The 23,219-nt window shown below is 72.3% G+C and carries 22 protein-coding genes and 2 pseudogenes; 16 read left to right on the top strand and 8 right to left on the bottom strand.

Annotation, left to right across the window (positions count from 1 at the left end; translation table 11 throughout):
- Window positions 1-22: 22 nt before the first annotated feature.
- Genes I4I82_RS23805 through I4I82_RS23830 form a run of 6 tightly spaced genes read left to right on the top strand, consistent with a single transcriptional unit; the run spans window position 23 to window position 6,624 of the window.
- Complete coding sequence (locus I4I82_RS23805) at window positions 23-2,551, top strand: xanthine dehydrogenase family protein molybdopterin-binding subunit (RefSeq protein WP_218589020.1); 2,529 nt, start codon at window positions 23-25, stop codon at window positions 2,549-2,551.
- Window positions 2,548-3,444 (top strand): FAD binding domain-containing protein, encoded by an 897-nt coding sequence (locus I4I82_RS23810; RefSeq protein WP_218589021.1) that lies wholly within the window; start codon window positions 2,548-2,550, stop codon window positions 3,442-3,444. The genes I4I82_RS23805 and I4I82_RS23810 overlap by 4 nt, the downstream gene beginning before the upstream one ends.
- An 11-nt stretch (window positions 3,445-3,455) precedes the next feature.
- Window positions 3,456-4,019 carry a (2Fe-2S)-binding protein gene (locus tag I4I82_RS23815; RefSeq protein ID WP_218589022.1) on the top strand — a complete coding sequence of 188 codons (564 nt, stop codon included), beginning with the start codon at window positions 3,456-3,458 and terminating at the stop codon, window positions 4,017-4,019.
- A complete protein-coding gene (locus I4I82_RS23820; RefSeq protein WP_218589023.1) occupies window positions 4,012-4,965 on the top strand; it encodes an AAA family ATPase in 954 nt (317 codons plus the stop codon). Before I4I82_RS23815 ends, I4I82_RS23820 begins: the two co-directional genes overlap by 8 nt.
- A gap of 1 nt (window position 4,966) precedes the next feature.
- Window positions 4,967-6,229, top strand: a complete 1,263-nt coding sequence (locus tag I4I82_RS23825; RefSeq protein WP_218589024.1) for a VWA domain-containing protein — start codon at window positions 4,967-4,969, stop codon at window positions 6,227-6,229.
- Complete coding sequence (locus tag I4I82_RS23830; RefSeq protein ID WP_218589025.1) at window positions 6,226-6,624, top strand: RidA family protein; 399 nt, start codon at window positions 6,226-6,228, stop codon at window positions 6,622-6,624. Before I4I82_RS23825 ends, I4I82_RS23830 begins: the two co-directional genes overlap by 4 nt.
- Before the next feature lie 41 nt (window positions 6,625-6,665).
- Here the strand turns inward: I4I82_RS23830 and I4I82_RS23835 are convergent, their stop codons facing one another.
- The 3 genes from I4I82_RS23835 to I4I82_RS23845 are packed head-to-tail and all read right to left on the bottom strand — an operon-like array spanning window position 6,666 to window position 8,652.
- Window positions 6,666-7,097, bottom strand: a complete 432-nt coding sequence (locus I4I82_RS23835; RefSeq protein ID WP_218589026.1) for an HIT family protein — start codon at window positions 7,095-7,097, stop codon at window positions 6,666-6,668.
- On the bottom strand, window positions 7,094-7,528 hold the full coding sequence (locus I4I82_RS23840; protein WP_218589027.1) for a RidA family protein: 435 nt from the start codon (window positions 7,526-7,528) through the stop codon (window positions 7,094-7,096). The genes I4I82_RS23835 and I4I82_RS23840 overlap by 4 nt, the downstream gene beginning before the upstream one ends.
- On the bottom strand, window positions 7,525-8,652 hold the full coding sequence (locus I4I82_RS23845; protein ID WP_218596018.1) for an FAD-dependent oxidoreductase: 1,128 nt from the start codon (window positions 8,650-8,652) through the stop codon (window positions 7,525-7,527). The genes I4I82_RS23840 and I4I82_RS23845 overlap by 4 nt, the downstream gene beginning before the upstream one ends.
- 140 nt (window positions 8,653-8,792) lie before the next feature.
- Between I4I82_RS23845 and I4I82_RS23850 the strand changes: the two genes are divergently transcribed.
- From I4I82_RS23850 to I4I82_RS23870, 5 genes and pseudogenes are all read left to right on the top strand, one after another.
- Complete coding sequence (locus I4I82_RS23850) at window positions 8,793-9,482, top strand: GntR family transcriptional regulator (RefSeq protein ID WP_218589029.1); 690 nt, start codon at window positions 8,793-8,795, stop codon at window positions 9,480-9,482.
- Between the two features lie 25 nt (window positions 9,483-9,507).
- Window positions 9,508-10,359, top strand: a complete 852-nt coding sequence (locus I4I82_RS23855) for a fumarylacetoacetate hydrolase family protein (protein WP_218589030.1) — start codon at window positions 9,508-9,510, stop codon at window positions 10,357-10,359.
- Between the two features lie 39 nt (window positions 10,360-10,398).
- Window positions 10,399-10,548 (top strand): annotated as a pseudogene (locus I4I82_RS23860) (ribonuclease Z); the annotation flags it as partial.
- A gap of 61 nt (window positions 10,549-10,609) precedes the next feature.
- Entirely contained in the window at window positions 10,610-10,921 is a 312-nt protein-coding gene (locus I4I82_RS23865) for a transposase (RefSeq protein WP_218595852.1), read from the top strand.
- Window positions 10,918-11,844 carry an IS3 family transposase gene (locus tag I4I82_RS23870; RefSeq protein WP_218596019.1) on the top strand — a complete coding sequence of 309 codons (927 nt, stop codon included), beginning with the start codon at window positions 10,918-10,920 and terminating at the stop codon, window positions 11,842-11,844. The genes I4I82_RS23865 and I4I82_RS23870 overlap by 4 nt, the downstream gene beginning before the upstream one ends.
- Window positions 11,845-12,332: 488 nt before the next feature.
- Here the strand turns inward: I4I82_RS23870 and I4I82_RS23875 are convergent, their stop codons facing one another.
- Window positions 12,333-13,361, bottom strand: coding sequence for a DVUA0089 family protein (locus I4I82_RS23875; protein ID WP_218596020.1), 1,029 nt, complete (start codon window positions 13,359-13,361; stop codon window positions 12,333-12,335).
- A gap of 657 nt (window positions 13,362-14,018) precedes the next feature.
- On the opposite strand from I4I82_RS23875, the gene I4I82_RS23880 reads away from it, so the two are divergent.
- From I4I82_RS23880 to I4I82_RS23890, 3 genes and pseudogenes are all read left to right on the top strand, one after another.
- On the top strand, window positions 14,019-14,528 hold the full coding sequence (locus I4I82_RS23880) for a hypothetical protein (protein ID WP_218594483.1): 510 nt from the start codon (window positions 14,019-14,021) through the stop codon (window positions 14,526-14,528).
- Window positions 14,529-14,613: 85 nt separating this feature from the next.
- Window positions 14,614-14,799, top strand: a pseudogene (locus I4I82_RS35080) (calcium-binding protein); the annotation flags it as partial.
- A 649-nt stretch (window positions 14,800-15,448) separates the two neighbouring features.
- Window positions 15,449-15,976 carry a calcium-binding protein gene (locus tag I4I82_RS23890; protein WP_226370224.1) on the top strand — a complete coding sequence of 176 codons (528 nt, stop codon included), beginning with the start codon at window positions 15,449-15,451 and terminating at the stop codon, window positions 15,974-15,976.
- Between the two features lie 36 nt (window positions 15,977-16,012).
- Here I4I82_RS23890 and I4I82_RS23895 read toward each other — a convergent pair whose 3' ends face one another.
- Together I4I82_RS23895 and I4I82_RS23900 are read right to left on the bottom strand one after the other, a co-directional pair.
- Window positions 16,013-16,660, bottom strand: coding sequence for a response regulator (locus I4I82_RS23895; RefSeq protein WP_218593151.1), 648 nt, complete (start codon window positions 16,658-16,660; stop codon window positions 16,013-16,015).
- Window positions 16,651-18,372: a sensor histidine kinase gene (locus I4I82_RS23900; protein ID WP_218593150.1), complete on the bottom strand. Its 1,722-nt coding sequence runs from the start codon at window positions 18,370-18,372 to the stop codon at window positions 16,651-16,653. Before I4I82_RS23900 ends, I4I82_RS23895 begins: the two co-directional genes overlap by 10 nt.
- A gap of 331 nt (window positions 18,373-18,703) precedes the next feature.
- Between I4I82_RS23900 and I4I82_RS23905 the strand changes: the two genes are divergently transcribed.
- Window positions 18,704-19,264 (top strand): DUF1697 domain-containing protein, encoded by a 561-nt coding sequence (locus tag I4I82_RS23905; RefSeq protein ID WP_218593149.1) that lies wholly within the window; start codon window positions 18,704-18,706, stop codon window positions 19,262-19,264.
- 40 nt (window positions 19,265-19,304) lie between these two features.
- Here the strand turns inward: I4I82_RS23905 and I4I82_RS23910 are convergent, their stop codons facing one another.
- Window positions 19,305-20,939: an MFS transporter gene (locus I4I82_RS23910; protein WP_218593148.1), complete on the bottom strand. Its 1,635-nt coding sequence runs from the start codon at window positions 20,937-20,939 to the stop codon at window positions 19,305-19,307.
- A gap of 358 nt (window positions 20,940-21,297) precedes the next feature.
- Window positions 21,298-22,356 (bottom strand): alpha/beta fold hydrolase, encoded by a 1,059-nt coding sequence (locus tag I4I82_RS23915; RefSeq protein ID WP_218593147.1) that lies wholly within the window; start codon window positions 22,354-22,356, stop codon window positions 21,298-21,300.
- Window positions 22,357-22,460: 104 nt separating this feature from the next.
- Here I4I82_RS23915 and I4I82_RS23920 point away from each other — a divergent pair, with 104 nt between their 5' ends.
- Entirely contained in the window at window positions 22,461-23,204 is a 744-nt protein-coding gene (locus I4I82_RS23920; protein WP_226370225.1) for an SDR family NAD(P)-dependent oxidoreductase, read from the top strand.
- The last annotated feature ends 15 nt before the right edge of the window (window positions 23,205-23,219 follow it).

Consider the following 23,219-nt stretch of genomic DNA (forward strand, 5'->3'; position numbering starts at 1 on the left):
CGGGCACGACGAGAGGCGTGGAATGACTGAGACCCTGCCGACGGCCCCGCCGACGGGCCCACCGGCCGAGCGGCGCGCGCCCCAGCGACGGCCGACCGGTTCCGCGGGCAAACTCGTGGGCCGGTCGGTGCCGCGCACCGAGGACCTGGCCCTGCTCACCGGCACCGCTCGCTTCATCGACGACATCCGGCTGCCCGGAATGCTCTACGCCAAGATCCTGCGCAGCACCACCGCACACGCACGCCTCAACGACGTGGATCTGACGGCGGCCCTGCAGCAGCCCGGCGTCCGCGGTGCGATCTGCGGCCGGGACCTCCTCGGCAAGATCAAGCCGTGGGGCGACATGATGCAGGACCTGCTGGTCGGCGACCACTTCCCGTTCGCCACCGACAAGATCCTCTACGAGGGCCAGGAGGTTGCGGCCGTCGTCGCGGACAGCAAGTACGCCGCCCTCGACGCACTCGAGCTGATCCGGGTGGACTGCGACGAACTGCCGGTGGTGGTCGACCCCGAGTACGCGGTGGACCCCAGCTCGCCGTTGATCCAGGAGGGCATCAGCTACGAGTTCGGCGAGGGCAACATCTTCGACCGCTACCGGGTGCGGGTCGGGGACGCGGAGGCCGCCGCGGCCGACGCCGACGTCGTGGTGCGCCAGCGGTTCGTCAGCAACCGGCAGGCCGGCGCGGCGCTGGACCCGCACGGATGCGTGGCCAGCTACGACTCCTTCACCGGTGTGCTCACCATCTACTCGTCCACGCAGTCGATCTTCATGGTCCGCGACATCCTCGCCGACACGCTGCAGATCCCGCGCAACCGCGTCCGCGTGATCATCCCGGAGGTCGGGGCCGGCTTCGGCTCGAAGGCGCAGATGTTCGCCCACGAGGTGATCGCGTCGGTGCTCTCGATGCAGCTCGGCAAGCCGGTGCACCTCGTCCTGGGACGCGGCGAGATCTTCCGCGCCGGCACCGCACGGACGGGGCAGGTCCGGTACGCGGAGATGTCCCTCAAGCGGGACGGTGAGATCACCGGCTACCGCGACTACATCGTGCACGACTGCGGCGCGCAGTCCCTGTGGGGCAACCAGGTCGTCCATATCGGCACGAACGTCGGGATGCTGCCCTACCCGATCCCGAACATCCACATCGACGCGGACATCGTGCACACCAACACCGCGCCTGCCGGCCCGCTGCGGGGCTTCGGGATCCCCGAGACGATCTGGGCCAAGGAGCAGCTCGTCGACATGGCTGCCGAGCAGCTCGGCATGGACGCGCTGGAGCTGCGCGCCCGCAACGTCGTGCGCCCGGAGACCTTCCCCTACCGCACGCCGATGGGTCAGGTCATCGACTCGACGTCGATCCACGAGTGCCTGCAGACCTGCGCGGACGCGATCGGCTGGAAGCAGAAGAAGGCGCAGCCCACGCCGCACGAGGGTGTCGGGCTGGCCGTGTCCATGAAGTACACGAGCTGCCGGCACCCGTCCTTCGACACGGACCTCTCGGCGGTCCGGCTGCGGCTCGAGACCGACGGCACCGTCACGATCTACTCCAGCGACGTCTCGCACGGCCAGGGCCACGCCACGTTCCTCGCCCAGATCGTCGGCGACGTGCTCGGCGTCGGTTTCGAGAAGGTCGCGCTCGCCCCGCCGGACTCGGCGACCGCCCCGTTCGGGCTAGGGACCTACGCCAGCAGGGCCGCGGCCGTCCTCGGAACGGCCTGCCGGCAGGCGGCCGAGCGGCTGCGCGAGAAGGTCGTCGCCATCGCCGCCCACGTGCTGGAGGCCAACCCGGACGACCTGGAGACCGGCAGCGACCGGGTGCACGTCCGCGGCCTGCCCGACACCGGGCTGTACCTGGAGAACCTGGCCGGCTACGCCGCCTACCGCACCCACCAGCTCCCGCCCGGCTTCGAGCCGACGCTCGAGGCGGTGGCCACCTACGACACGCCGACCGAGCGGGAGGCACCCGACGGGACGGGCAACTTCAGCGTCACCTACTCGGGTGCCGCGCACGCCGCGCACGTGCGCGTCGACCCGGACACCGGCCGGATCACCGTCGTCGACTACGCGATGGCGCACGACACCGGGACGGTGATCAACCCGCTGATCGTCGAGGGGCAGCACCAGGGCGGGTTCCTGATGGGGATCGGCATGGCGCTGGGCGAGGACTACGTCTACGACGACCAGGGCCACATGCTCAACGCGAGCTTCAAGGACTACCGGGCGCCCTACGCCACCGAGCTGCCCGAGCTGACCAAGATGTTCGAGATCCCGGCGCCGTCCGTCGCGATCCCTGGCGGGCAGAAGGGTGCCGGCGAGTCCGGTACCGGCCCGGTGCCCGCCGCGATCGGCAACGCCGTGTACGACGCCACCGGCGTCCGGTTCACCCAGCTGCCGATCACCCCGGACCGGATGCTGCTCGCCCTGCGGGAGAAGGAGCGGCAGGGACTGCGCAGCTTCCGCTACCCCGACGACATGCCCGAGTTCACCGGACCGCGCACGCCTGACGAGTGGCCCGCACCGACCGGCTCGGACGAAGGAGACCTGCTGCTGTGAAGCCGTTCAGCTTCCACTCCCCGCGGGGGCTGGGGGAGGCCGTCGACCTGCTCGAGCGGCACGGCCCCGGTGCCCAGGTGATCGCGGGTGGGCAGACGCTGCTGCTCGCGCTCAAGGAGCGGCTGGCCCGCCCGTCGGCGCTGGTCTCGCTGGCCGAGGTCGCGGACCTGCGCGGCTGGCGCCACACCGACTCCGGTGCCCTGGAGATCGGCGCCGCGACCACCTACGCCGCGCTCGCCGAGGCGGACTTCCGTGGGTGGCACGCCGAGATCGCCGCCGTCGCCGGCGACCTGGCCGACCGCCCGGTGCGCACGATGGGCACGATCGGCGGCGCGCTGTGCGCCGCCGACCCTCGGTTCGACATGGTGACGCTGGCGGTCGCGCTCGACGCGGAGCTGGACGTCGTCGGCGCCGGGGGCGGGCGGACGATCGCCGCCGCTGCGTTCTTCGACCCGGCGGGCGGCACGGTGCTGCGCGCCGGCGAGATCCTCACGACCGTCCGGTTCGGGCCGCAGACCGCGTTCTCCGGGGTCGCGTTCCAGAAGTTCCGCTATCGGGTGTTCGACGCGGCGCTGGTCTCGGCGGTGTGCGCGCTGCGGCTGGGCGCGGACGGCGCCGTGGCGGGCGCCCGCGTCACGGTCGGCGCGGTCCACCCCGCTCCGGTACTGGCGTCCGCCGCCGCGGAGCGGCTCACCGGAGGCACGCCGACGGCGGTGGACACGGTCGAGGTCGGCCTCGTGGCGGCCGACGAGGTGCTGCCCGCCGAGCAGGCCACCACGGTGCCGCGCCGGTACCAGCGCGAACTCATCGGAGTGCTCGTCGGACGCGCGATCGCGCTGGCCGACGAGCGGGCCCACACGACGACTGCCCACACAACGACGGCGGGGAGCTGACCGTGCAGATCATGACCCTCACGATCAACGGGACCGACGTCACCGCCGAGGTGGACGAGCGGACTCTGCTGCTGGAGTTCATCCGCGACGTCGCGGGCTTCACCGGCACCCACAACGGCTGCCTCGAGGCCCGCTGCGGGTGCTGCTCGGTGGAGGTCGACGGCGACATCGTGAAGTCCTGCAACGTCCTGGCCCTGCAGGTCGCCGGGCGCAGCGTCACCACGGTCGAGGGGCTGGCGCCGCAGCGGGTGGCGCCGCTGGAGCACATCACCACGCAGAGCCTCGCCGGGATGTACCGGCCGTTGGACGCACTCGGCGCGCAGGACGAGGACCTGCACCCGCTGCAGGCCGCGTTCCACAAGTGCCACGCGCTGCAGTGCGGGTTCTGCACCCCGGGGATGTTGATGGTGCTGAAGGACTACCTGGAGGACAACCCGGAGCCGAGCCGTGACGACGTGCGGAAGGCGATCGCCGGGAACATCTGCCGGTGCACCGGCTACCAGCACATCGTGGACGCTGCGATGGAGGCGGCGCAGGTCATGCACCCGGTGACGGCGCCCGCCTCCGATGGCTGAGGGGACCGCCACCGCCGCACACGACGCCGCCCACGACGCCGAGGACGACCCGGTGCTCGAGCTCGGCGCCGCGCTGGCCGCGCAGCACTACGTCGTCGACCGTCCGCTCGCCACGGTGCTGCACCTGGCCGGGCGCCTCGAGCTCCCCGTGCTGCTGGAGGGGGAGCCCGGGGTGGGGAAGACGGCGGTGGCCGAGGCGCTGGCTGCCGCGCAGGGCGCCCGGCTGGTGCGGCTGCAGTGCTACGAGGGGCTGGCGGCGCACCACGCGCTCTACGAGTGGGACTACGCGCGGCAGCTGCTCGAGATCCGGATCGGCGAGGCCGAGGGAGTGTCCGGGACGGGCCTGCGGTCGCGGATCTTCTCGCCCGAGTTCCTGCTCCGCAGGCCGCTCCTCGAGGCGATCTGGCCGTCCGACGACCGGCCGGTGCTGCTGCTCATCGACGAGGTGGACCGGGCCGACGAGGAGTTCGAGGCGCTGCTGCTCGAGGTGCTCTCCCAGTTCCAGGTGACCATCCCCGAGATCGGCACGATCCGCGCGGAGCGCAAGCCCACGATCGTGCTCACCGCGAACCGGACGCGGGCGCTGTCCGACGCGCTGCGCCGCCGCTGCCTCTACCACTGGATCCCGTTCCCCAGCCTCGAGCGCGAGATCGAGATCGTCCGCACCCGGCTGCCCGAGGTGTCCGACCGGCTGGTGCAGCGCGGCTGCCTACTCGTGCAGCGCCTGCGCAACGGCTACTACCGCAAGGCACCCGGAGTGTCGGAGACGATCGACTGGCTCCGCGCGCTGACGCTCTTCGGTGCCACCGACATCGACCGCGGGCGGATCGAGGACACCATCGGCTGCCTGCTCAAGGACAGCGAGGACATCGCGGCGTTCCTGGGCCGGGACAGCGAGCAGGTGTACCGCGAGTTCGGCCTGCTGCCGGACGGTTGGACGGCCTGAGGTGGCCGGCAACCGGCGCGAGCGCCCCGGCGCCCTCGCGCCGCACCCCCTCGTGGCCGCGGCGCGCGACCGGCGCCGGCAGCGGACCGGCGACCTCACCCACGACGTCCCGCTCTTCGGTGCCCTGTTGCGCGACCTGGGCGTCCCGGCACCGCTGTCCGCGGTGCTGCGGGCGGTCCGGGCCGCCGACACTGTCCCGCTGGAGCGCCGCGCGGACCTGCAGGTCGCGCTGCGCAGCTGCCTGGCGGCGTCGGTCGAGGAGGCCGCCGTCGTCGACGTGGTGTTCGGCGTGTTCTGGTCGGTGGAGCCGCCCGAGGTGCTCGGACTGGCCGACGAGTCCGGCGGCGGGGATGACGGGGCGTCCGGGACGGGCGATCCTGGCGGGCTGGACGCGGCCGGCATCGGGAACGGCGCCCGGCGCGTCGACGGGTCTGCCCGGCGGGCCAGCTGGAGCAGCAGCGGGACCGGTCGCCGGGTGTCGGCGGCGGTCCCCGAGCGGGACCGCCGCGTCGAGGAGCTCGCCCGCCGGTGCGCGCGCGCGCTCGGCACCACGCGCAGCAGGCGGCGCCGCCCCGACCAGCGCGGCGACCTCGTCGACCTGCGGGAGAGCCTGCGGCACAACCTGCGCTACGCCGGCGAGGTCGCCGACCTGCGTCGCGCCCGGCAGCGCCGCGAGCGGGCCAGGCTCGTGGTGCTGTGCGACCTGAGTACCTCGATGCAGCCCTACACGCCGTTCTTCCTGGCGTTCGTCCACGCCCTGACGAAGGCTGCCCGCTCGGTGGAATGCGCGATCTTCAACGTCGAGGTCGCGATGGTCACCGACGTGTTCCGGCGCATGCCGCTGCGGCCGGCGCTGGCCTGGCTGGAGCACCGCTCGGTCTCACTGGCGGGTGGCACCCGCATCGGGCACTCCCTGCACGGCTTCACGGGGGCGCTCGAGGCGCGCGGCGCGCTCGCGCCCACCACGACCGCGATCGTGCTCAGCGACGGGTGGGACGTCGGCGACGGCGACCTGCTGGCGCGCGAGGCGACCCGGCTGCGGCGGCAGGTGGGCCGACTCGTCTGGCTGGACCCGCACGCGGCGGCGCTCGACTACCGGCCGCAGGTCGCCGGACTGCGCACGGTGTGGCCGTTCATCGACGACTACCTCGACTTCTCCAGCGTGGAGTCGCTGGTCGGAGTGGTCGCGCACCTGGAGGACGCGCGGATCCGGCCCCGGTCGGTCTGCGGCACGAACCGGAACGACGAGAGGAACACGGGATGAGCGGGACGCAACGCGAGGAGATGCGGGTGCCGGGGCTGCCGGCGCCGCTGAGCCACTACACGGACGCCGTTCGGTTCGGAGACCTGCTGTTCATCTCCGGGGCCGCACCGCTGGACGAGGACGACCGGCTCGTCGGCGAGGGCGACGTGGTCGCGCAGGCGCACCAGGTGCACGCGAACATCGGGAAGGTGCTCGCGCACGCCGGGGCGAGCTTCGCCGATGTGCTGAAGGTGACCGTCTTCCTCATCGACGTGGACGACCGGGCGAAGGTCAACAGCGTGCGCCGGGAGTACTTCGGGTCGGCGTTCCCGGCCAGCACGCTGGTCGAGGTGAGCGCGCTGGCCGTGCCAGGGATGCTGGTGGAGATCGAGGCGGTGGTCGGGCTCCCCGGATGAGGCCCCCCGGTGGGCGCAGCGGTGCACGAGCACCGCTGCGCTCACCGGAACCGCAGGTGCTCCGCGACCTCGAGGGCAGCGGCCGGGTCGCGCAGCCGGTCCTTCCCGCCGATCAGCGCGGCACCGCGCAGCTCGGCGGGAAGATCCGCAGGCACTGCCATGACCAGCACGTGGAAGTGCGGCAGCCGCTCACCGAAGGTCACGGCGTAGACCTTCTCGCAGGATGTCGCCGCGCGAACGGCCGCCGTCACGCTGCGGAGTGCGCCGCCCAGCTCCTCGGCCTCGGCGCCGGTGAGCGCATCGACGGACTCGACGTGCCGCCGTGGGAACACCGCGAGCCAGCCCGGTACCTCGTAGCCGCGCAGCACCCCGGCCGCCCATCCGCCGACGTCGACCGCAGGGCTCGCGAGCTCGGCCGGGGGAGCGTCGCCGTCCGGGCACAGGCCACAGGCTTGCGAGCCGCCACCGCTCACCCGACGACCGCCACGGCCTCCACCTCGACCAGTAGCTCCGGCTGCACCAGCCCCGCCACCCGCACGATGGTGCTGGCCGGCCCCGCCTCGGGGAACAGCGCCTCGCGCAGGGCGCTCAGCTCGTCGAACCAGCCGAAGTCGGTGACGAAGACGGTCACCTTGACCAGGTCCTGCCAGCTCGCCCCGTGCGCCGCGAGCACCTTGCCGAGGTTGCCGAACGCCTGCCGGGCCTGGGCGGCTCCGTCCCCGACACCCACGATCGCGCCCTCGTCGTCCCACGCGACCTGACCCGAGATGTAGAGCATGTCGCCGGCCGCCGCGCGGACGGCGTTGGAGTAGTACGGGCGAAACGGCGGCGGTGTGCCGGGCACGTCCCGGATCGACTTGCGCGGGTTCATCCCAGTGATCGGGGCCCCTCCGTCGCCGTTCACGACCGGTCCCCGACCGGGATGTGCCGGGCGGCGCGGTTGAGCTGACGGTCCACCCACGGGATGCCCGTGACGAGCTGGAGGAACTTCGACCGGCTGTCGGCCAGGTTCTCCGGCCACATGCTGACCATCCACCCGTAGCCGTGGCTCCACCGCTGGACGTGGTCGGTGAGCGCGCGCTCGCGCGCCTCCCAGGTGCGCAGCGCCGAGGGCACGTCCTGCGCACCGCTCACCGCTGCGGCGAGCGAGACCGCGTTGGTGAAGGTCATGTTGGCGCCCTGCGCCAGGTTCGGAGCCTGCGCGTGCGCCGCGTCGCCGACCAGCACGACCTTGCCCTCCGACCATGCCCGGCACCGCACCGTCATGCCCCGGTCCCACCGGCCGTCCCCGCCGATCCGGTCGATCACCCCCGTGAAGGTCGGGAACGTCTCGCGCCACGACTCCTTGTCGACGGGGACGGAGCGGCCGCGCCGGTCGTCCATCAGGCAGGAGAACGCGACGTAGTGCTGCTCGGCCGACGACGGGCAGTAGAGGAGCCGGCGCGAGCCGTGCCACGCCTCGGTGATCACCGCCTCCTCGTCGCCGGGGAGCTTCGGGACGAGCAGGCGGATGTAGCCCTCGCGGAGGTAGGAGATCTTGTCGGTGAGCTGCAGGGCCTCCCGGATCCGCGAGTGTGCCCCGTCGGCAGCGACGACGAGGTCCGCGGGCAGCCGCGACCCGTCGGCCAGGACGAGGACGCCGTCCGGCTCGGCCCCGGCCACGGCCGAGTCGGTGACGATCTCGACCCCGGCGCCACGGGCGGCGTCGATCAGCGCCTGGTAGAGGTCGGCGCGCACGGGCAGCATCATCTTGTCCTCGTCGGTGAAGCTGCGGCGGAACAGCTCGCTCCCGTGCTGGTCGACGACGGCCCACTCCTTGATGCGCTGGGCGCCCGCGACGGCCTGGTCCTCGGCGCCGATCAGGCGCAGCGACCGCAGACCGTTCTCCCACAGCCAGATGCCCGCGCCGAACATCCGGAGCTCGGACGCCCGCTCGTGGACCCGCACCCGCCATCCGTGCCTCGCGAGCGCGGTGGCCACGGCCAGCCCGCCCAGACCCGCACCGGCCACCTCGGCAACCCTCGGCACGTCGGTCTCCTCCTGCTCGCCGGACCTGCGGCGCACGGGCCCGGCGCCACCGTGGACGGTTCCAGACCGGCGTGAGCCGTCCGTTAACGTGATCTCCGCGGCGGTTGCATGCAATGTAGTGTGCAATCTGAGGGGGTCGGATGCGAAGGACGCAGGACGCGGGCGGGGCGGCCGAGCAGGTCGCCGCCGCGTTGCGCGAGGAGATCCTGGGCGGACACCTCCCCGGCGGGGCTCCCGTGCGCGAGCAGGAGGTGGCCGCGCGGCTGGGTGTCAGCCGCACACCGGTGCGCGAGGCCGTCGGCCGGCTCGTCGCCGAGGGGTTGCTGATCAAGGACGGGAACCGCACCGCCCACGTGTTCCGGCCCTCGCTCGCCGAGCTGTTGGAGATCTACGAGATCCGGACGCCGCTCGAGTCGCTCGCCGCCCGCCTGGCCTGCACCGCCGCGGACGAGGCGTTCCTCGACCGGCTGGAGGCCGCGGGTCGGGCGCTGACCGAGGCGCTGCCCGGCGTGGACTGGTCGGCCAAGCACGAGGCCTTCCACCTGTGCCTGGTCGCGGGCAGCGGACGGCCGCGGCTGGAAGCGCTGGTGCGCACGCTGCGGGCGCAGTCCGAGCCCTACGTGCGCTTCGCGGTCGCCTTCGACGCCGACCTCGGCGACCAGGCCCGGCGCGATCACGAGAACATCGTCGCGCTGGCGCGCGCCCGCGCCGCCGACGACATGGAGGCGCTCGTCCGCAGCCACCTGGCGGCGACGAGCAACCGTGTCTCGGCCCTGCTGGAGAGCCACCAGGTGCCGTCACCGACCCCCCGCTCCGGCGGGGTCCCGTGATCGACGACGAACGAGGGAGCACAGGGTGGAGCTGCTGAGGCTGGGGCCGCTGGGACACGAGCGTCCGGCGGTGCGCGACGGCGAGGGCGAGGTTCACGACCTGAGCCCGCTCACCGACGACATCGACGGCGCGTTCCTCGCGGGCGACGGGATCGAGCGGGCGCGCGACGCGCTCCACGCGAACCGGCTGCCGCGCCTGGACGCCGCCGGCCTGCGGATCGGTGCACCCATCGCCCGGCCCGCCGCGGTGATCTGCATCGGCATGAACTACGCCGCACACGCCGCCGAGACCGGCGCGGCGCCGCCGACCGCACCGGTGATCTTCTTCAAGCACCCGAACACGGTGGTCGGCCCTGACGACGACGTGCTCATGCCCCGCGGCGCCGCGAAGCTCGACTGGGAGGTCGAGCTCGCCGTCGTGATCGGCCGGCGGGCCGCCTACCTCGACTCGCCCACCGACGCCGCCGCTCACATCGCCGGCTACGCCGTGGCCAACGACGTGTCCGAGCGCGCCTTCCAGATCGAGCACTCCGGCGGGCAGTGGTCCAAGGGGAAGAGCTGCGCGACCTTCAACCCGCTCGGGCCCTGGCTCGTGCCGGGCGCCGACGTCGGCGACGCCGGGTCGCTGGGGCTCCGGTCGTGGGTGAACGGCAGCCCGCGGCAGGCGTCCAGCACCGCCGACATGATCTTCGACGTGGCGCGCATCGTGTGGGAGCTGTCCCGGTACATGGTCCTCGAGCCCGGCGACCTGATCAACACCGGAACGCCGGAGGGGGTCGCGCTGTCCGGGACGTTCCCGTACCTGGCCGCGGGCGACGTCGTGGAACTCGAGATCGACCGGCTGGGCCGACAGCGCCAGGTCGTCAAGGAAGGCTAGCCGGGTAGGGGTCCCCGTTGCTCGCGTAGCGTCAATCGCATGTCGCGGGAGCTGGTCGTGCTCGGCACGGCCAGCCAGGCACCCACGCGGCGGCGCAACCAGAACGGCTATCTCCTGCGGTGGGACGATCAGGGGTTCCTGTTCGACCCCGGCGAGGGCACCCAGCGGCAGTTGCTGTTCGCCGGTGTGAGGTTCCCCCGCTAGCTCGGAGACCGACGATCATGGCCGTAGGCCGTGAAGGGAGTCTCCGATGGCAGCACCGAAGAAGTACCCCAACGAGCTGCGTGAGCGCGCGGTCCGGCTCTACTTCGAGTCCGACCCACGCCCGGTGATCTGCCGGCTGGCCGAGCAGCTGGGCGTTCACCACGAGGCGTTGCGGACCTGGATCCGCCAGGCCCAGGCCGACCGCGGCCAGTGCAGCGACCTACCGACCAGCGCGGAGGTCGAGGAGCTGCGCCGGCTCCGGAAGGAAAACACCGAGCTGCGCCGGGCCAATGAGATCTTGAAGGCGGCGAGTGCTTTTTTCGCCCAGGAGATGGACCCGACAAAGAGGCGATATTGAAAGCCGTCGGCCATCTCCGTGACCGGTTCGGGGTCGACCCGGTCCTGCGGGTACTCGACGTCGCACCCTCGACGTTCTACGGCTGGCTCACCCAACAACGGCACCCGTCGACGCGACGCCGAACCGACGAGCAGTTGCTCGCCGAGATCGTCGAGATCCACGACCGCTCCGGTGGCACCTACGGTTCTCCGCGGATCCACGCCACCCTGCACCGCCGCGGCGTGCACATCTCCCGCAAACGGGTCGAGCGGCTGATGCGCGAGCACGGCCTGCAAGGCGCGTTCCTGCGCAAGAAGTGGCGCACCGCCTCGACCAGGCAGAACCCAAACGCCGACCCGGCGCCGGACCTGGTCAACCGCGACTTCACCGCCCCCGCACCGAACCGGCTCTGGGTCGCTGACGCGACCCGCGTCCCGTGCGGACAGGGCGTGTTCTGGCTCGCCGCGGTCCGTGACGCGTTCTCCAACCGGATCGTCGGCTGGCGCTGCTCGGACCGCTGCGACACCGACCTCATCCTCGGTGCGCTCGAGTACGCGGCCTGGTCACGCGGTATCCGCAACGGCCAGGTGGTCCACCATTCCGACCGCGGCTCGAATTACACGTCGCTGCGATTCGGGCAGCGACTCGACGACCACGGCATTCTCGCGTCGATGGGTTCGGTTGGGGATTCCTACGATAATGCGCTGATGGAGAACTTCTTCTCCACCCTGAAAACCGAACTGGTCTACCGGAGGTCGTGGCGGACACGGGACGAGGCCGAGAACGCGCTGTTCGCCTACATCGACGGCTGGTACAACACCCAACGCATCCAAGCCCGGCTCGGGTGGCGCTCACCAGACGAGTACGGAGCGGCCTGGCATGCTCACACCGACGATCACCCAGCGGCTGCGGCCGCCGAACCCGACCCGGCCACCGCCAGGTAGCCGACACTCCGGGCTACCGGGGGAACCTCAAGACGCCTGGTGCAGCCTCGCCTGTCGAGACCGGACACATGGTGCGTTTTGTGGTGCGAACCAGCGACACCTAGGGCCGGTAGTGACGCCCCTGGGTCAGGACCTGCAAGCAAAGACGCAGGTGAGAGCTGTAGGGCACGCAACCAAGTTCCCTCATAATCCGTCAGGTCGTGGGTTCGAGCCCCACCCGCCCCACTTTCGCAGGTCAGAGGCTTGTGTGATCGACTCGACTCGTAACCGTTGGACGATCTCGGGAAGTCTGTTCAATGGTCGTCGGTGGTGATCACGTGGTGCACGCGCGGGCGATCGAGTTCCTCGACGAGATCCCCATGGCGGTCACCGGCAAGTGGCTTCGCCGCGAGCTGCGCACCCGCACCTGACCCGCACGAACGGCACTTTCGCCCGACGTGGCCGGGCGAAAGTGCCGTTCGGTCATACCTCACCGGCCGCCGGGGAGATCAGGCCTCGCAACCGTTCGCGCCGGGGCTCGACGGGTTCGGGTTGTCGCAGTTGTCGGTCCCGTCGCCACCGCTGGTGGTGTTGGTGCCGGCGTTGCCGTCGACGTTGTCGTTGCCCGCGTCGCCGCGCAGGACGTCGTCACCGGCGCCGCCCTGCAGGGCGTCGTTGCCTTCGCCGCCGCTGATGGCGTCGTTGCCGTCACCGCCGCGCAGGAGGTCGTTCCCGGCGCCGCCGCAGATCGTGTCGTCACCGCCGCCGCCGTCGACCACATCGTTGCCGCCCAGCGCGAAGATGACGTCGTTGCCGGCCGTGGGCCGCGCTCCGCCGGCCGAGTTGAACGAGGGCGTGATGAGGTTGTTGGCGTTGGTGCCGACGATCGCACCGGAGGGCGGCGCCCCGGCACACACGGCGAGCGGGTCACCGCAGGGGGCCGAGGAGAAGGTGGCCGCCCCGGTCAGCGTGATCGTGTAAGCGCCACCGGCGGCGACGACGGGTCCGGTCCAGCCGGCCAAGGGGCCGGCACCCGGGTTGGGAGCCGCGAAGTTGAAGTTCGGACCAACGAAGCTGGGCCTCCCGTCGGCGTCGACCGGGTCGCTGTCGAATCTCGAGAGCGCCAGGTAGTACACCCCCGGCGGGTAGCTGAGGGTACTTCCGTCGTCCAGGGTCGCCCCGCCGGACGGCAGGGTCGACGCCAGGCCGGTGCCCGGAAGGTCGTCGTTGGCCACCTTGCCCGCGGCCATGCCCGTGCCGTCGTCGGCGAACAGGAACAGCTGGGTGTCGAACCCCGCGCTGCCGACGGTCGTCGCCGAGAAGCTGTCCCCGGTGACACAGATCCGGTACAGGTCCTCCCGATCGTCCCCACCCGTCTGCCCGCTGATCGAGGTGAGCGGCCCGCTGCCTGCCGGTGTCTGCCCGGGCGGCAACGAGGGGGCGTCCCCGATCTCGGTGACAGGCGCCGCCAGCGCCTGTGGCGCCCCCAGCCCGAGCAACAGCACAGCCGTCGCCCCGACGACACCGACCCTCCGCAACCGACGCACGGTCCGCGCACCGACAACCTTCGACATCACAGATCCTCCTCGTAGGACTTCGCCCCGCCCCTGGGTACCGCCGCGCGAATTGTGCAGCGCTGACGCGCGCAGATCGCGACTTCCGGCGAAGACCCGACCCAGGTCGGGTATGAGGGGTGGTGCGTCGTGGCCCGACTAGCCGTGTCCGGTGAATCCTGGCGGAGCCAGGGGACGATCGCGCCTATGAGGATCTCGGAGCGGTAGTAGGCGGCGCGTTTGGCTTATCAGGTGGCCAGGTCGCGGAACTGTCTGAGCCGGTGGAAGCACCGTTCGACCCGATGCGGTCGGCGTAGATCTCGGTGTCGAACGCTGGTGGACGGCCGCGAGGTGCACCCTTCGCGCGGCGGCGTTCGATCTGGTCGATCCGCTCCGGGCTGGTGAACGCGATCCCTCGCTCGCGCAGGTTGGAAAGGGCTCAATACTAGTCGTGCGCGTCACCTTTCCGCGGCTGCACATTCTGGTGATCGCGCGCGAAGACCCGACCCAGGTCGGGTACCGAGAGCGGTGGTTTGCCACATAGGGTCGCCAACGTACGTTTCTTGGGTCACCGCCGTCCCGGCAGCCACCTGGGTCAGCGAGCGCATATGCCGATCGCGCCCCCGCACACCAGGAGATGCCATGCACCGCTTCCTCAACGCGACCGCCGCCACCGCCGCAGCGATGTCATTGAGCCTGCTGCTGGCCCCAGCCGCCATCGCCAGCACCGGAGGTGACAACAGCGATGCTGCCAAGCTCTGCCAGGGGGGCGGCTACGCCGACTACCAGCGTAGCGACGGCACCCGCTTCGCCAACGAGGGCGCCTGCGTCAGCTACGCAGCTCGCGGTGGGCAGCTGGTGAACCTTCCGGTAGTGACCCGTTCAGTGGTCGTCAGCTTCGCCACGACGAGTAATTCTGACTTCTGCGGTGTGGTGCTGACGCTGACCGGCTTCGACCCGTTGACGTCGTACCCGGTGGACACCGTCCTCGACCGGGGCCTCCCCACTCTGGAGTATTACCCCAGGACGGTGGTTACCGATGCTGACGGGGCGTTCAGCGGCGTCCTATTCACCTACATCGATGGGCCCGGCATCTACTTTAGCTCCACGGTGGACGGCGTCACCTCCTCGAAGGAGCTCATCAACTGCTGACCTCGTCGCCGTCAGCTCCGGCAGTGGACCGTGCCCGCCTCGGCGATTTCGCGGGCCAGCTCCAACCGCTCGGTGAGTGCCGCGGGTGGGATGGCGAGGGCCAGGGTTCCGGCATAGTCGGTGGTGCACTTGCGGGGACGGCGACGACCGGATCTTCGGCCAGGCCGGCAGCGACGCCGTCCGGGGCGAGGGCGGCGATGACGCCCTCGTCGGTGGCGACGACAACGACGCCCTCGACGGTGGCTCCGGCACCAACACGGTCGACGGCGGCCCCGGGCGCGACGCCGACCTGGGTCGGGTCCTTCACCGGTTCACTGGTTTTGGTCACGGTGGGGGAGTCGAGGGGCCGGCGAGTCCAGCGCTCGTGCCGGCGTCTGTGGTGACCTCGCCCGCCAGGCCCACCAGGCCCACCGGTACGCGCCGAGGCGCGCATGCTCGACGGGCACGCGCGGCGGGGTTGGGTGCGTTGCTCGCGCTCGGGACGATCGTCGCGGTTCCCGGTGTCGCCTCCGCGCAGCTGCCGGCCGGATGCACCCAGACCGGGCAGACCGTCACGTGCACCTACGCCTCCACCGGTGCTGCGCAGACGTTCACCGTCCCGACCGGGGTGAGTACGGTGCGCGTCGTGGCCGTCGGCGGCCGGGGCGGCGGCGCTGCGGAGACCGCCGTTTTCACCCAGGTCGGACCCGGTGGTGACGCCGGTGCAGCCGGCGGGGGCACCCCGGGCGAGTGCACGGGCGGTGGAGGGCAGCCAGGCATGCAGACCGCCGGCGGCGCCGGCGGCGGAGGCGGTTCCGACCCCGGCGCGCCCGGGGCCTTGGGCCAGGGGGGCGCCGGCGACACCGGGCTTCCCTCGGCGGGTGGCGGTGGTGGCGGACTGTGGGGCGGCGGCGGCGGAGCCGGCGGGGAGCCCGGCCTCGGTGACTGCGACCCTGCGATCTCGGCTGCGGGCGGCGGGGGTGGCGGTTCGTCGCTGGTCCCGCCCGGCGGCACCCGCCGGTCTCAGCGACGCCGTGCCGTCGGTCACGATCAGCTACACCGCCGCCGTCGCCGGCTGTGCCGGCGCGCCGCCACCCGGGTCGATCGTGGGCACGGCGGGCAACAACCTCCTCACCGGCACCTCCGGTGACGACCTCATCTACGGGCTCGGCGGCAACGACCTGATCAACGGCCGTGGTGGCGACGACCTGATCTGCGGCGGCCCCGGCAACGACGCCCTGTTCGGCGGCGACGGCAACGACCGCATCTCCGGTGAGGCCGGCAACGACGCGGTCATCGGCCAGGGCGGGGACGACGCGCTGTCCGGCGGTGACGGCGACGACGCCCTCGACGGCGGCGCCGGAACCAACACAGTCGACGGCGGTACCGGCCGCGATGCACCGGGCCCGGCTGCCCCTGACCGACCGGACGCCCCGCCCTCGCCTCCGCGTGGGCGGGGCTCGTCGTGACACGCACCGCGAGGACCGGGGGATCGCTGCGGTGGGCTACCGCGACAGGTAGCGCAGGACGGCGAGGACGCGGCGGTGTTGGTGGCCGGTCTGGGGCAGTTGCAGCGCGTCGTAGATCTTGGACACGTGTTCGACCACGGACTTCTCGGTGATGACGAGAGACTCGGCGATGGCGGCGTTGTTGAGGCCTTGGGCGAGCAGGGACAGGACCTCCCGTTGGCGGCGGGTGAGCCGGGGGACCCGGTCGTCGACCTGCTCGGCGCGGGCGAGGGCCGTGGCGGCGATCTCGGGGTCCAGCACGGTGGCGCCGCCTGCGACGCGCCGGATGTCCGCGGCGAAGCGCCCGGCGTCGGCGATGCGCTGTTTGAGCAGGTAGCCGACACCGGATGCGTCTCCGGCGAGCAGGTCGATCGCGTACTGGCGCGACAGGTGCTGGGACAGCACCAGGATGCCGGTGCGCGGCAGCCGCGAGCGCAGCCGTAGCGCGGCGCGCAGGCCGTCGTCGGTGCGTCCGGGGGGCATCCGGATGTCGGTGACCACGACGTCGGGGCGGTGGCGCAGCGCCGCGGCCTCCAGACGCTCGGCGTCGTCCTCGGCGGCGACGACGTCGAACCCGGCGCGACCGAGGAGCAGCACCAGGCCCTCGCGCAGCAGCGCCTCGTCCTCCCCGATGACTACGCGCACGGCAGCGTCGCCCGCAGCCGGGTACCGGGTGCGCCGTCGGCGACGGTCAGCGTTCCGCCGAGGACGTCGAGACGGTCGCGCAGACCCCGGAGCCCCGAACCCGAGCCACCTTCCGAGGTGCCACCCCGACCGTCGTCGACCACCTCGATCACCAGTGCGCTGCCATCCGTGCGCAGAGACACCGCGACGTTGCGGGCACCGGCGTGCTTGATGACATTGGTGAGCGCCTCGGCCACCACGAAGTACGCCGTGCTCTCGACCGGCGCCGGCAGCCGGGCAGGTACGCCGTCGACGTCGAGCTGGATCCGGACCGGCAGGTTGTGCGCCAGCTCCTGCACCGCTGCGGCCAGGCCCCGCTCGACCAGTGGTGCCGGCATCACGCCGTTGACGAGGCCGCGCAGCGCCGCGGCCGCCTCGTCGACGTCGGCGGCCATCCGGGCCACCACGGCCGGGCTCTCCGCACCGAGTGGTTCCTGGGCGAGCTGGTGGGCCTGCATCGACAGCCGCACGAGGGAGACCTGCAGCCCGTCGTGCAGGTCCCGGGCGATCCGGCGCCGCTCCCGGTCAGCGGCGCTGAGCAGCCGCGACGATGCCTCGCGCAACGCCCGCCGGCTCTCCGACACCTCGTCCGCCAGGCGCTGCCGGTCCAGGGCGATCGCCGCGACCCGGCCCACCGCGGCCACCGCCTCGGAGTCGTCGTTGAGTCGCGAGTCGTAGACGACCGCGCCGACCGGGCGGTCCCCGACCGCGATGCTGACCGCCGCGCGGTCCTCGTCGAGCGCGGGCAGCGCGACGACCGTGCCGGTGGTGTCCAGGTAGCCGGAGTGGTCCGGGGACCGGTGCAGCAGCGTCGCGGACGGGTCGCCCAGTGTCGTGGCCACGGCCTGTTCGAGCTCGTCACGGGAGCCGGACGACGACGTCACCGACGTGACGAACGCGCTGAGCTCACGGGTGGGGGCGAACCCGCCGCGCAGGACCACGGCGGCGAAGACGACCGGCACCCCGGCGAGGAGGCCCAGCTGGATCCACACGGCGTCGTCGCCGAGCCCGAGCTGACGCAGCAGTCTTCCCCCGAGCGGGATCGCGAGCACCGCGAGCACGCCGTAGGCCAGCACCGGCGCCAGCACCCGGCGCTGCCCGAGGCCGTACTCGCTCAGCCGGCGCACCAGCAGCCCGACGGTCACCAGGACGACCACGGCCCCGCACACCTGCTGCACGTACGCGCCCGCCGCGGCGAGGTCCGGGCGGGGGCTGACCAGGACGACGTCGAACGGTGGGGGCTCCGGGGTGAACGCCCAGATCGGGATCTGCAGGACCAGCGCCACGACATAGATCGCGAGCACCGCCGCCGTCGAGGCGCGACCGCGCAGCCGGCCACCTGGGAAGGTGTGCAGCAGGTGTACCACGACGGCCACCGGCACGGTGGCGGTGACGGTGCCGACGGCGATCAGCGCGGGCACGTCGGTGTTCGCCAGGCTGACGCACAGGAACGCCGCACCCCCGACGACCAGCAGTGGCCCCAGCCGGTTGGCGGGCCGTCGCCACCAGGCCAGCAGCCCCGCACCGGCGTAGAGCGCCGCGACGAGGGGGAACCCGTAGGCGAGCGCGACGCCGCCGAGCGGGCCCTCCCGGACGAGGGCCACGACGATCGCGACCCCGGCGACCCAGACCGCCGCGAGCTGCGCCAGAGCCACCTGCAGCGGCGGGATCACGCCGGTACGAGGTCGTGGCACGCCACAGCCTTGCACAACGGCCGCCGGGCGCGAGCTGCGCCACACACACCTGACCAGGACGTGTGAACTGCTCGGACCGTGCCGGCGGCGCATGATCAGGCCGGCTTCCATCCGGGCGCGCAGCGACAACCTGGTGACGTTCGCTCCGGTGCTCGCGAAGGCTCTCGTAGAGGCGGCGGTGTCGGGCGGGAAACCATCGACGCAGGTGACAGCTCTAGGGCATCACCACGAGTTGCCTCGTGATCCGTCAGGTCGTGGGTTCGAGCCCCACCCGCCCCACGCAGGGCACGAGCGCTGGCAGGATGTGCCGATGCCGACCCACGTCGCCCTGCTGCGCGGGATCAACGTCGGCAAGGGGAACCGGGTGGCCATGGCCGACCTCCGGGCCGCGGTCGAGTCGCTGGGCCACACCGACGTGAGGACCTACATCAACAGCGGCAACGTCGTGTTCACCAGCGACGAGCCCGACTCGGTCGTCCTGGCGGAGGCCCTCGAGGGCAGGATCGCCGAGGCGGTCGGCCTGACCCTGACGGTGCTCGTGCTCAGCAGGGCCGAGTTCGCCGTGGCCGTCGGGAACAACCCCTACCCCGACGAGCCCGACCCGAAGAAGGTGCACGCGGTCTTCCGGTCGTCCGACATGGGCGACGGTGATGTCGCCGCCCTGGCCGCCGCGCAGGAGCGGGCCGCGGCCAAGGGCAGCAGGGACACCGGGACCGTCCGCGGCCGGGTGCTCTACCTGCACCTGCCCGACGGCATGGGCCGCTCCGAGCTGGCCGCGCAGCTCGGCAAGCTCCCCAAGGGGACCGACGGCGGCGGCACCGCCCGCAACTGGGCCACCGTGCGCAAGCTGGAGGCCATGCTCGACGCGTGAGTACGGCGCGATCGCGGAGACCGTCCGACGGCACCGTGCGTCAGCGCTGCTCCCCGTCCGGGTGGGCCTGGAACGGGTGGGCGTGGAAGAGGTGGGTGCCCTCGGGCTCCTCGACGGACAGCGCATTGGCCCGCTCCTCCCGCTCCCGGTCGGTGCCGGTGAGCCGGCCGGTGTGCTGGCGCAGGTGCTCCTCCCAGGTCGGGAACTGCGCGACCAGGACGAACGTCGACGGGGCGGCTCCGTCGCGGTAGAGCGTGCAGCTCGACGCGCCCGTGCGCAGGCGGCCCAGCCGCACCAGCTCCATGGCCTCGAAGAACTCCGCCTCGTGCTCGGGCGGCACGACGTAGCGGACGGTGACCAGGACCGGGCCCTCCTGCGGGTCCGGCTGGTAGGCGAGCTCGGGGTCGGGCCAGTAGACCATCGAGCTGCGGTCCCAGTCGGCGACGTCGGGAAGCGGCCAGAACCGCACCGTCGCGGCCCCCGCCGCCATCAGGACGGCCGCCGCGACGAACGTCGGGACCAGCCCGAACCACTGCGCGACCACCCCCCACAGCAGCGAACCGGCGGCCTGTGACCCGGCGAAGGCGACGTTGAACATCGACAGGCCGCGGGCGCGCACCCATCCGGGCAGGAACACCTGCAGCGACCCGGTGATGCCCATCAGGACGACCAGCCACGCCATTCCGGCGGGCACCAGCAGCGCGGCCAGGAGAAACAGGTCGGTCACCAGGACGCAGGCCAGCAGCGACGCGGCGAACAGGCCCCCGGCCACGACGAGCAGCTGGTTGGGCGACAGCCGCCCCGCCACCAGGGGCAGGAGCGCCGCGCCGAGGATCGCGCCGACACCGAGGGAGCCCAGCAGCAGGCCGTATCCGGTGGAGGAGGTCCGGAGCAGTTCGTCGGCCACCACGGGGAGCAGCGCCCAGATCGCCGCACCGGGCAGCACGAACAGCACGACCCGCAGCAGCATCCGCCGCACCACGGGCGAGTTGCGCACGTAGCGCCCGCCGGCGCGCATCGCGCTGGCGAAGCGCTCGGGTGGCAGCGCGGCGTCGCGCGGGGGCCTGCGGGTCACCGTCAGGGCCAGGACGAAGGCGAGTGCGGCCACGGCGGTGACCGCGAAGACCAGGGTCGGGCCGACCTGGGCGAGCAGCGCGCCGGCCAGTGCGGGTCCGACCGCGCGGGCCCCGTTCACCGCGACCCCGCCCAGCGAGGCCACCGCGCGCACCTGCTCGCGCGGCACCAGCTCCTGCACCATCACCTGGTAGGCGGGCAGGGTCGCGGCCACGCAGGAGCCGAGCAGGAACGTGAAGGTCAGCAGCAGCGCGGGCGGCACGAGGTCCAGCGCGGTGAGGACGGTGAGGCCGGTGCCGACCGCGAGCTGGAAGAGCTGGACCGCGATCAGGAGCGTGCGCCGGTCGACGATGTCGGCCAGCGCGCCGGCCGGCAGGGCGAGCAGCAGCATCGGCAGCGTCGTGGCCACCTGGACGAGCGCGACCAGCGCGGCCGAGTCGGGGGCCCCGACCAGGATCCACTGCGCGCCCACGGTCTGCATCCAGACGCCGAGCATGCTGCCCAGCTGCGCGAACCAGAGCACCCGGAACGCGCGGATCCGCAGCGGTGCCCACACCGAGGGCCCGGCGGTGCGGTCGGCGCTCAGTGCGGGGCCGGTCACCGTCGACGACCGGCGTCGGCGGCGTGCGGGTGCGACGGGGGTCGCGGGCCGCGGACGGTCACGGCCTGAGCACGCATGGAGCGGACTCTACGGCGCTGCCCCTGCGGGGAGGAACACGCGCGACCGGTCCGGACGGGGCGGCGCGCCGCCGACGGTCGTCGGAGCTCAGGAGCCGACTACGAGCCTGCCCCGCGGCACCGGCGGTGCTCCATGAGGGTGGTGGTCGCGGCCGGGCGCGACACTCCGTCGGGCTCGCGCGCAGCAGCACGACCGTCTCGTTGCGAGCGAGATCGGCGGTGAAGATCTTCAGGTCGACATCGGTGCTGCAGGGCGTGAACGGGTGCCGAAGCGCAGGTGGTCAGCTCGCGAGCAGCTCCCGGAGGACACCGTCGATCCACCTCCGGTCGACGGCGTTGTCGCCGCTTCCCGCGAAGTGCCCCCACACCCCCGGGATCACCCGCACCTCCCCGTCGGCGATGAACTGCGACGCGTACTCCTCGTCCTCCGGCGGGAAGTACAGGTCCTTGAGACCGGGCATGGCGATGAGCTTCGCCGTGATCGACCGCAGCGCCGCGACGTGGTCGCCGTCGAAGCCCGGCGTCCGGCCGACGTCGCCGTGCTGCCAGGTCCACAGCATCGACAGCAGGTCGTTGACGTCGCGGCGGTCGAGGAAGTGCCCCTCCCAGTACTGCACGAGGAAGTCCTCGAGCGTCGGGAACGCCAGGTCGGCGCCGAGCCGGTGGGAGTGGCCCATGTCGGTGTAGACGCGGTCCCAGAAGAAGGCCTGGGAGAAGCCCCAGCCGGCGTAGACGCGGCCGGTGCGGCGCAGGTTGTCCTCGGGCTTCGTGTCGTAGAACCCGCCCCGGAAGCCGTCACCGCCGGTCAGGGCGGCCTTCACGCCCTCCAGGAAGACGATGTTGTGCTCGCTGGTCTTCGACGACCCGCAGAACGGCGCGGCCCGCAGCACCATCCCGGGGTGGCTGACCGCCCACTGGTAGGTCTGTCCCGCGCCCATCGACCACCCGGTGACGAGCTGCAGCGTCTGGATCCCGAAGTGCCCCGCCACGAGCCGGTGCTGGGCCTCCACCTGGTCGTAGAAGGTGACCTTCGGGAAGTTCGCGCGGTCGTGCGGGGGCGGGGTGTTGCTCGGCGAGCTCGAGAGCCCGTTGCCGAGCATGTTCGGGACGACGATGAAGTACTTCCGCGGGTCGAGGGCCATGTCCTCGCCGATGAGCCACTCGTTGTCCCAGTGGAAGCCCGAGTACCAGGTCGGGTAGACGATCGCGTTGCTCTTGTCCGCGTTCAGCTCGCCGTAGGTCTTGTAGGCCAGGGTGGCGCCGGCGAGCGTCTCGCCGTGCTGGAGCGGGAAGTCGCCGAGGGCGAAGGTCTCGTAGTCCTGCACGAACTCTGCGGCCATCCGACACGCTCCTGGAGTTTCGCCGGAAACATTTTCCGAAGCACCGTATCGAGGCGCCGGGTGCCGCGTCCAGGTCGCCGGACGCCGTCGGCGACGATCCTCGGGTGGACGAGCTCAGGGACAAGGTCGTCGTCGTGACGGGCGGCAGCAGGGGCATGGGACGCGAGATGGTGCTCGCGTTCGCCGAGCGGGGTGCGCGCGTGGTGGTGGCCAGCCGCAAGCTGGACAACTGCGTGGCGGTCGCCGACGACGTCCGCAGTCGGTTCGGCGTCGAGGCGCTGCCGGTGGCGTTCAACGTCAGCGACTGGGGGGAGTGCGACCGGCTCGTCGAGACGGTCTACGCCGAGTTCGGGCGCGTCGACGTGCTCGTCAACAACGCCGGGCTCTCGCCGCTGTACCCCGCCCTGGAGGAGGTCAGCGAGGCGCTGTTCGACAAGGTGGTGGCCGTCAACCTGCGCGGCCCGTTCCGGCTGACCGCGGTGATCGGGTCGCGGATGGCCCGCGACGGCGGCGGGTCGATCGTCAACATCGGCTCGATCGAGGCGATCCGGCCGTCGCCGCAGGCGCTGCCCTACGCGGCGGCGAAGGCGGGCCTGCACGTGCTGGGCGAGGGGTTCGCGCAGGCGTTCGGTCCGACCGTGCGGGTGAACACCGTGCAGGCCGGCCCGTTCCTGACCGACATCGCCGAGCACTGGCCCGAGGGCGTGCGGGAGTCGATGGAGGAGCAGGTGGCGCTGGGCCGGTGCGGCGACCCGCAGGAGATCGTGGGGGCGGTGCTGTTCTTCGCCACGTCGGCGTCGTCGTACGCCACGGGGGCCGTGCTGCGGGTGGACGGCGGGTGGCGCTGACTCCGGAGGGAGCGC

Origin of the sequence: Pseudonocardia oceani (assembly GCF_019263585.2) — a bacterium.
Taxonomy (GTDB): Bacteria; Actinomycetota; Actinomycetes; order Mycobacteriales; family Pseudonocardiaceae; genus Pseudonocardia; species Pseudonocardia oceani.

Excerpts from the sequence above, each read along its gene's own strand:
- I4I82_RS23805 (WP_218589020.1), top strand. The coding sequence starts at position 23 with ATGACTGAGACCCTGCCGACGGCCCCGCCGACGGGCCCACCGGCCGAG.
- I4I82_RS23815 (WP_218589022.1), top strand. The coding sequence starts at position 3,456 with ATGACCCTCACGATCAACGGGACCGACGTCACCGCCGAGGTGGACGAG.
- I4I82_RS23820 (WP_218589023.1), top strand. The coding sequence starts at position 4,012 with ATGGCTGAGGGGACCGCCACCGCCGCACACGACGCCGCCCACGACGCC.
- I4I82_RS23830 (WP_218589025.1), top strand. The coding sequence starts at position 6,226 with ATGAGCGGGACGCAACGCGAGGAGATGCGGGTGCCGGGGCTGCCGGCG.
- I4I82_RS23850 (WP_218589029.1), top strand. The coding sequence starts at position 8,793 with ATGCGAAGGACGCAGGACGCGGGCGGGGCGGCCGAGCAGGTCGCCGCC.
- I4I82_RS23865 (WP_218595852.1), top strand. The coding sequence starts at position 10,610 with ATGGCAGCACCGAAGAAGTACCCCAACGAGCTGCGTGAGCGCGCGGTC.
- I4I82_RS23880 (WP_218594483.1), top strand. The coding sequence starts at position 14,019 with ATGCACCGCTTCCTCAACGCGACCGCCGCCACCGCCGCAGCGATGTCA.
- I4I82_RS23905 (WP_218593149.1), top strand. The coding sequence starts at position 18,704 with ATGCCGACCCACGTCGCCCTGCTGCGCGGGATCAACGTCGGCAAGGGG.
- I4I82_RS23915 (WP_218593147.1), bottom strand. The coding sequence starts at position 22,356 with ATGGCCGCAGAGTTCGTGCAGGACTACGAGACCTTCGCCCTCGGCGAC.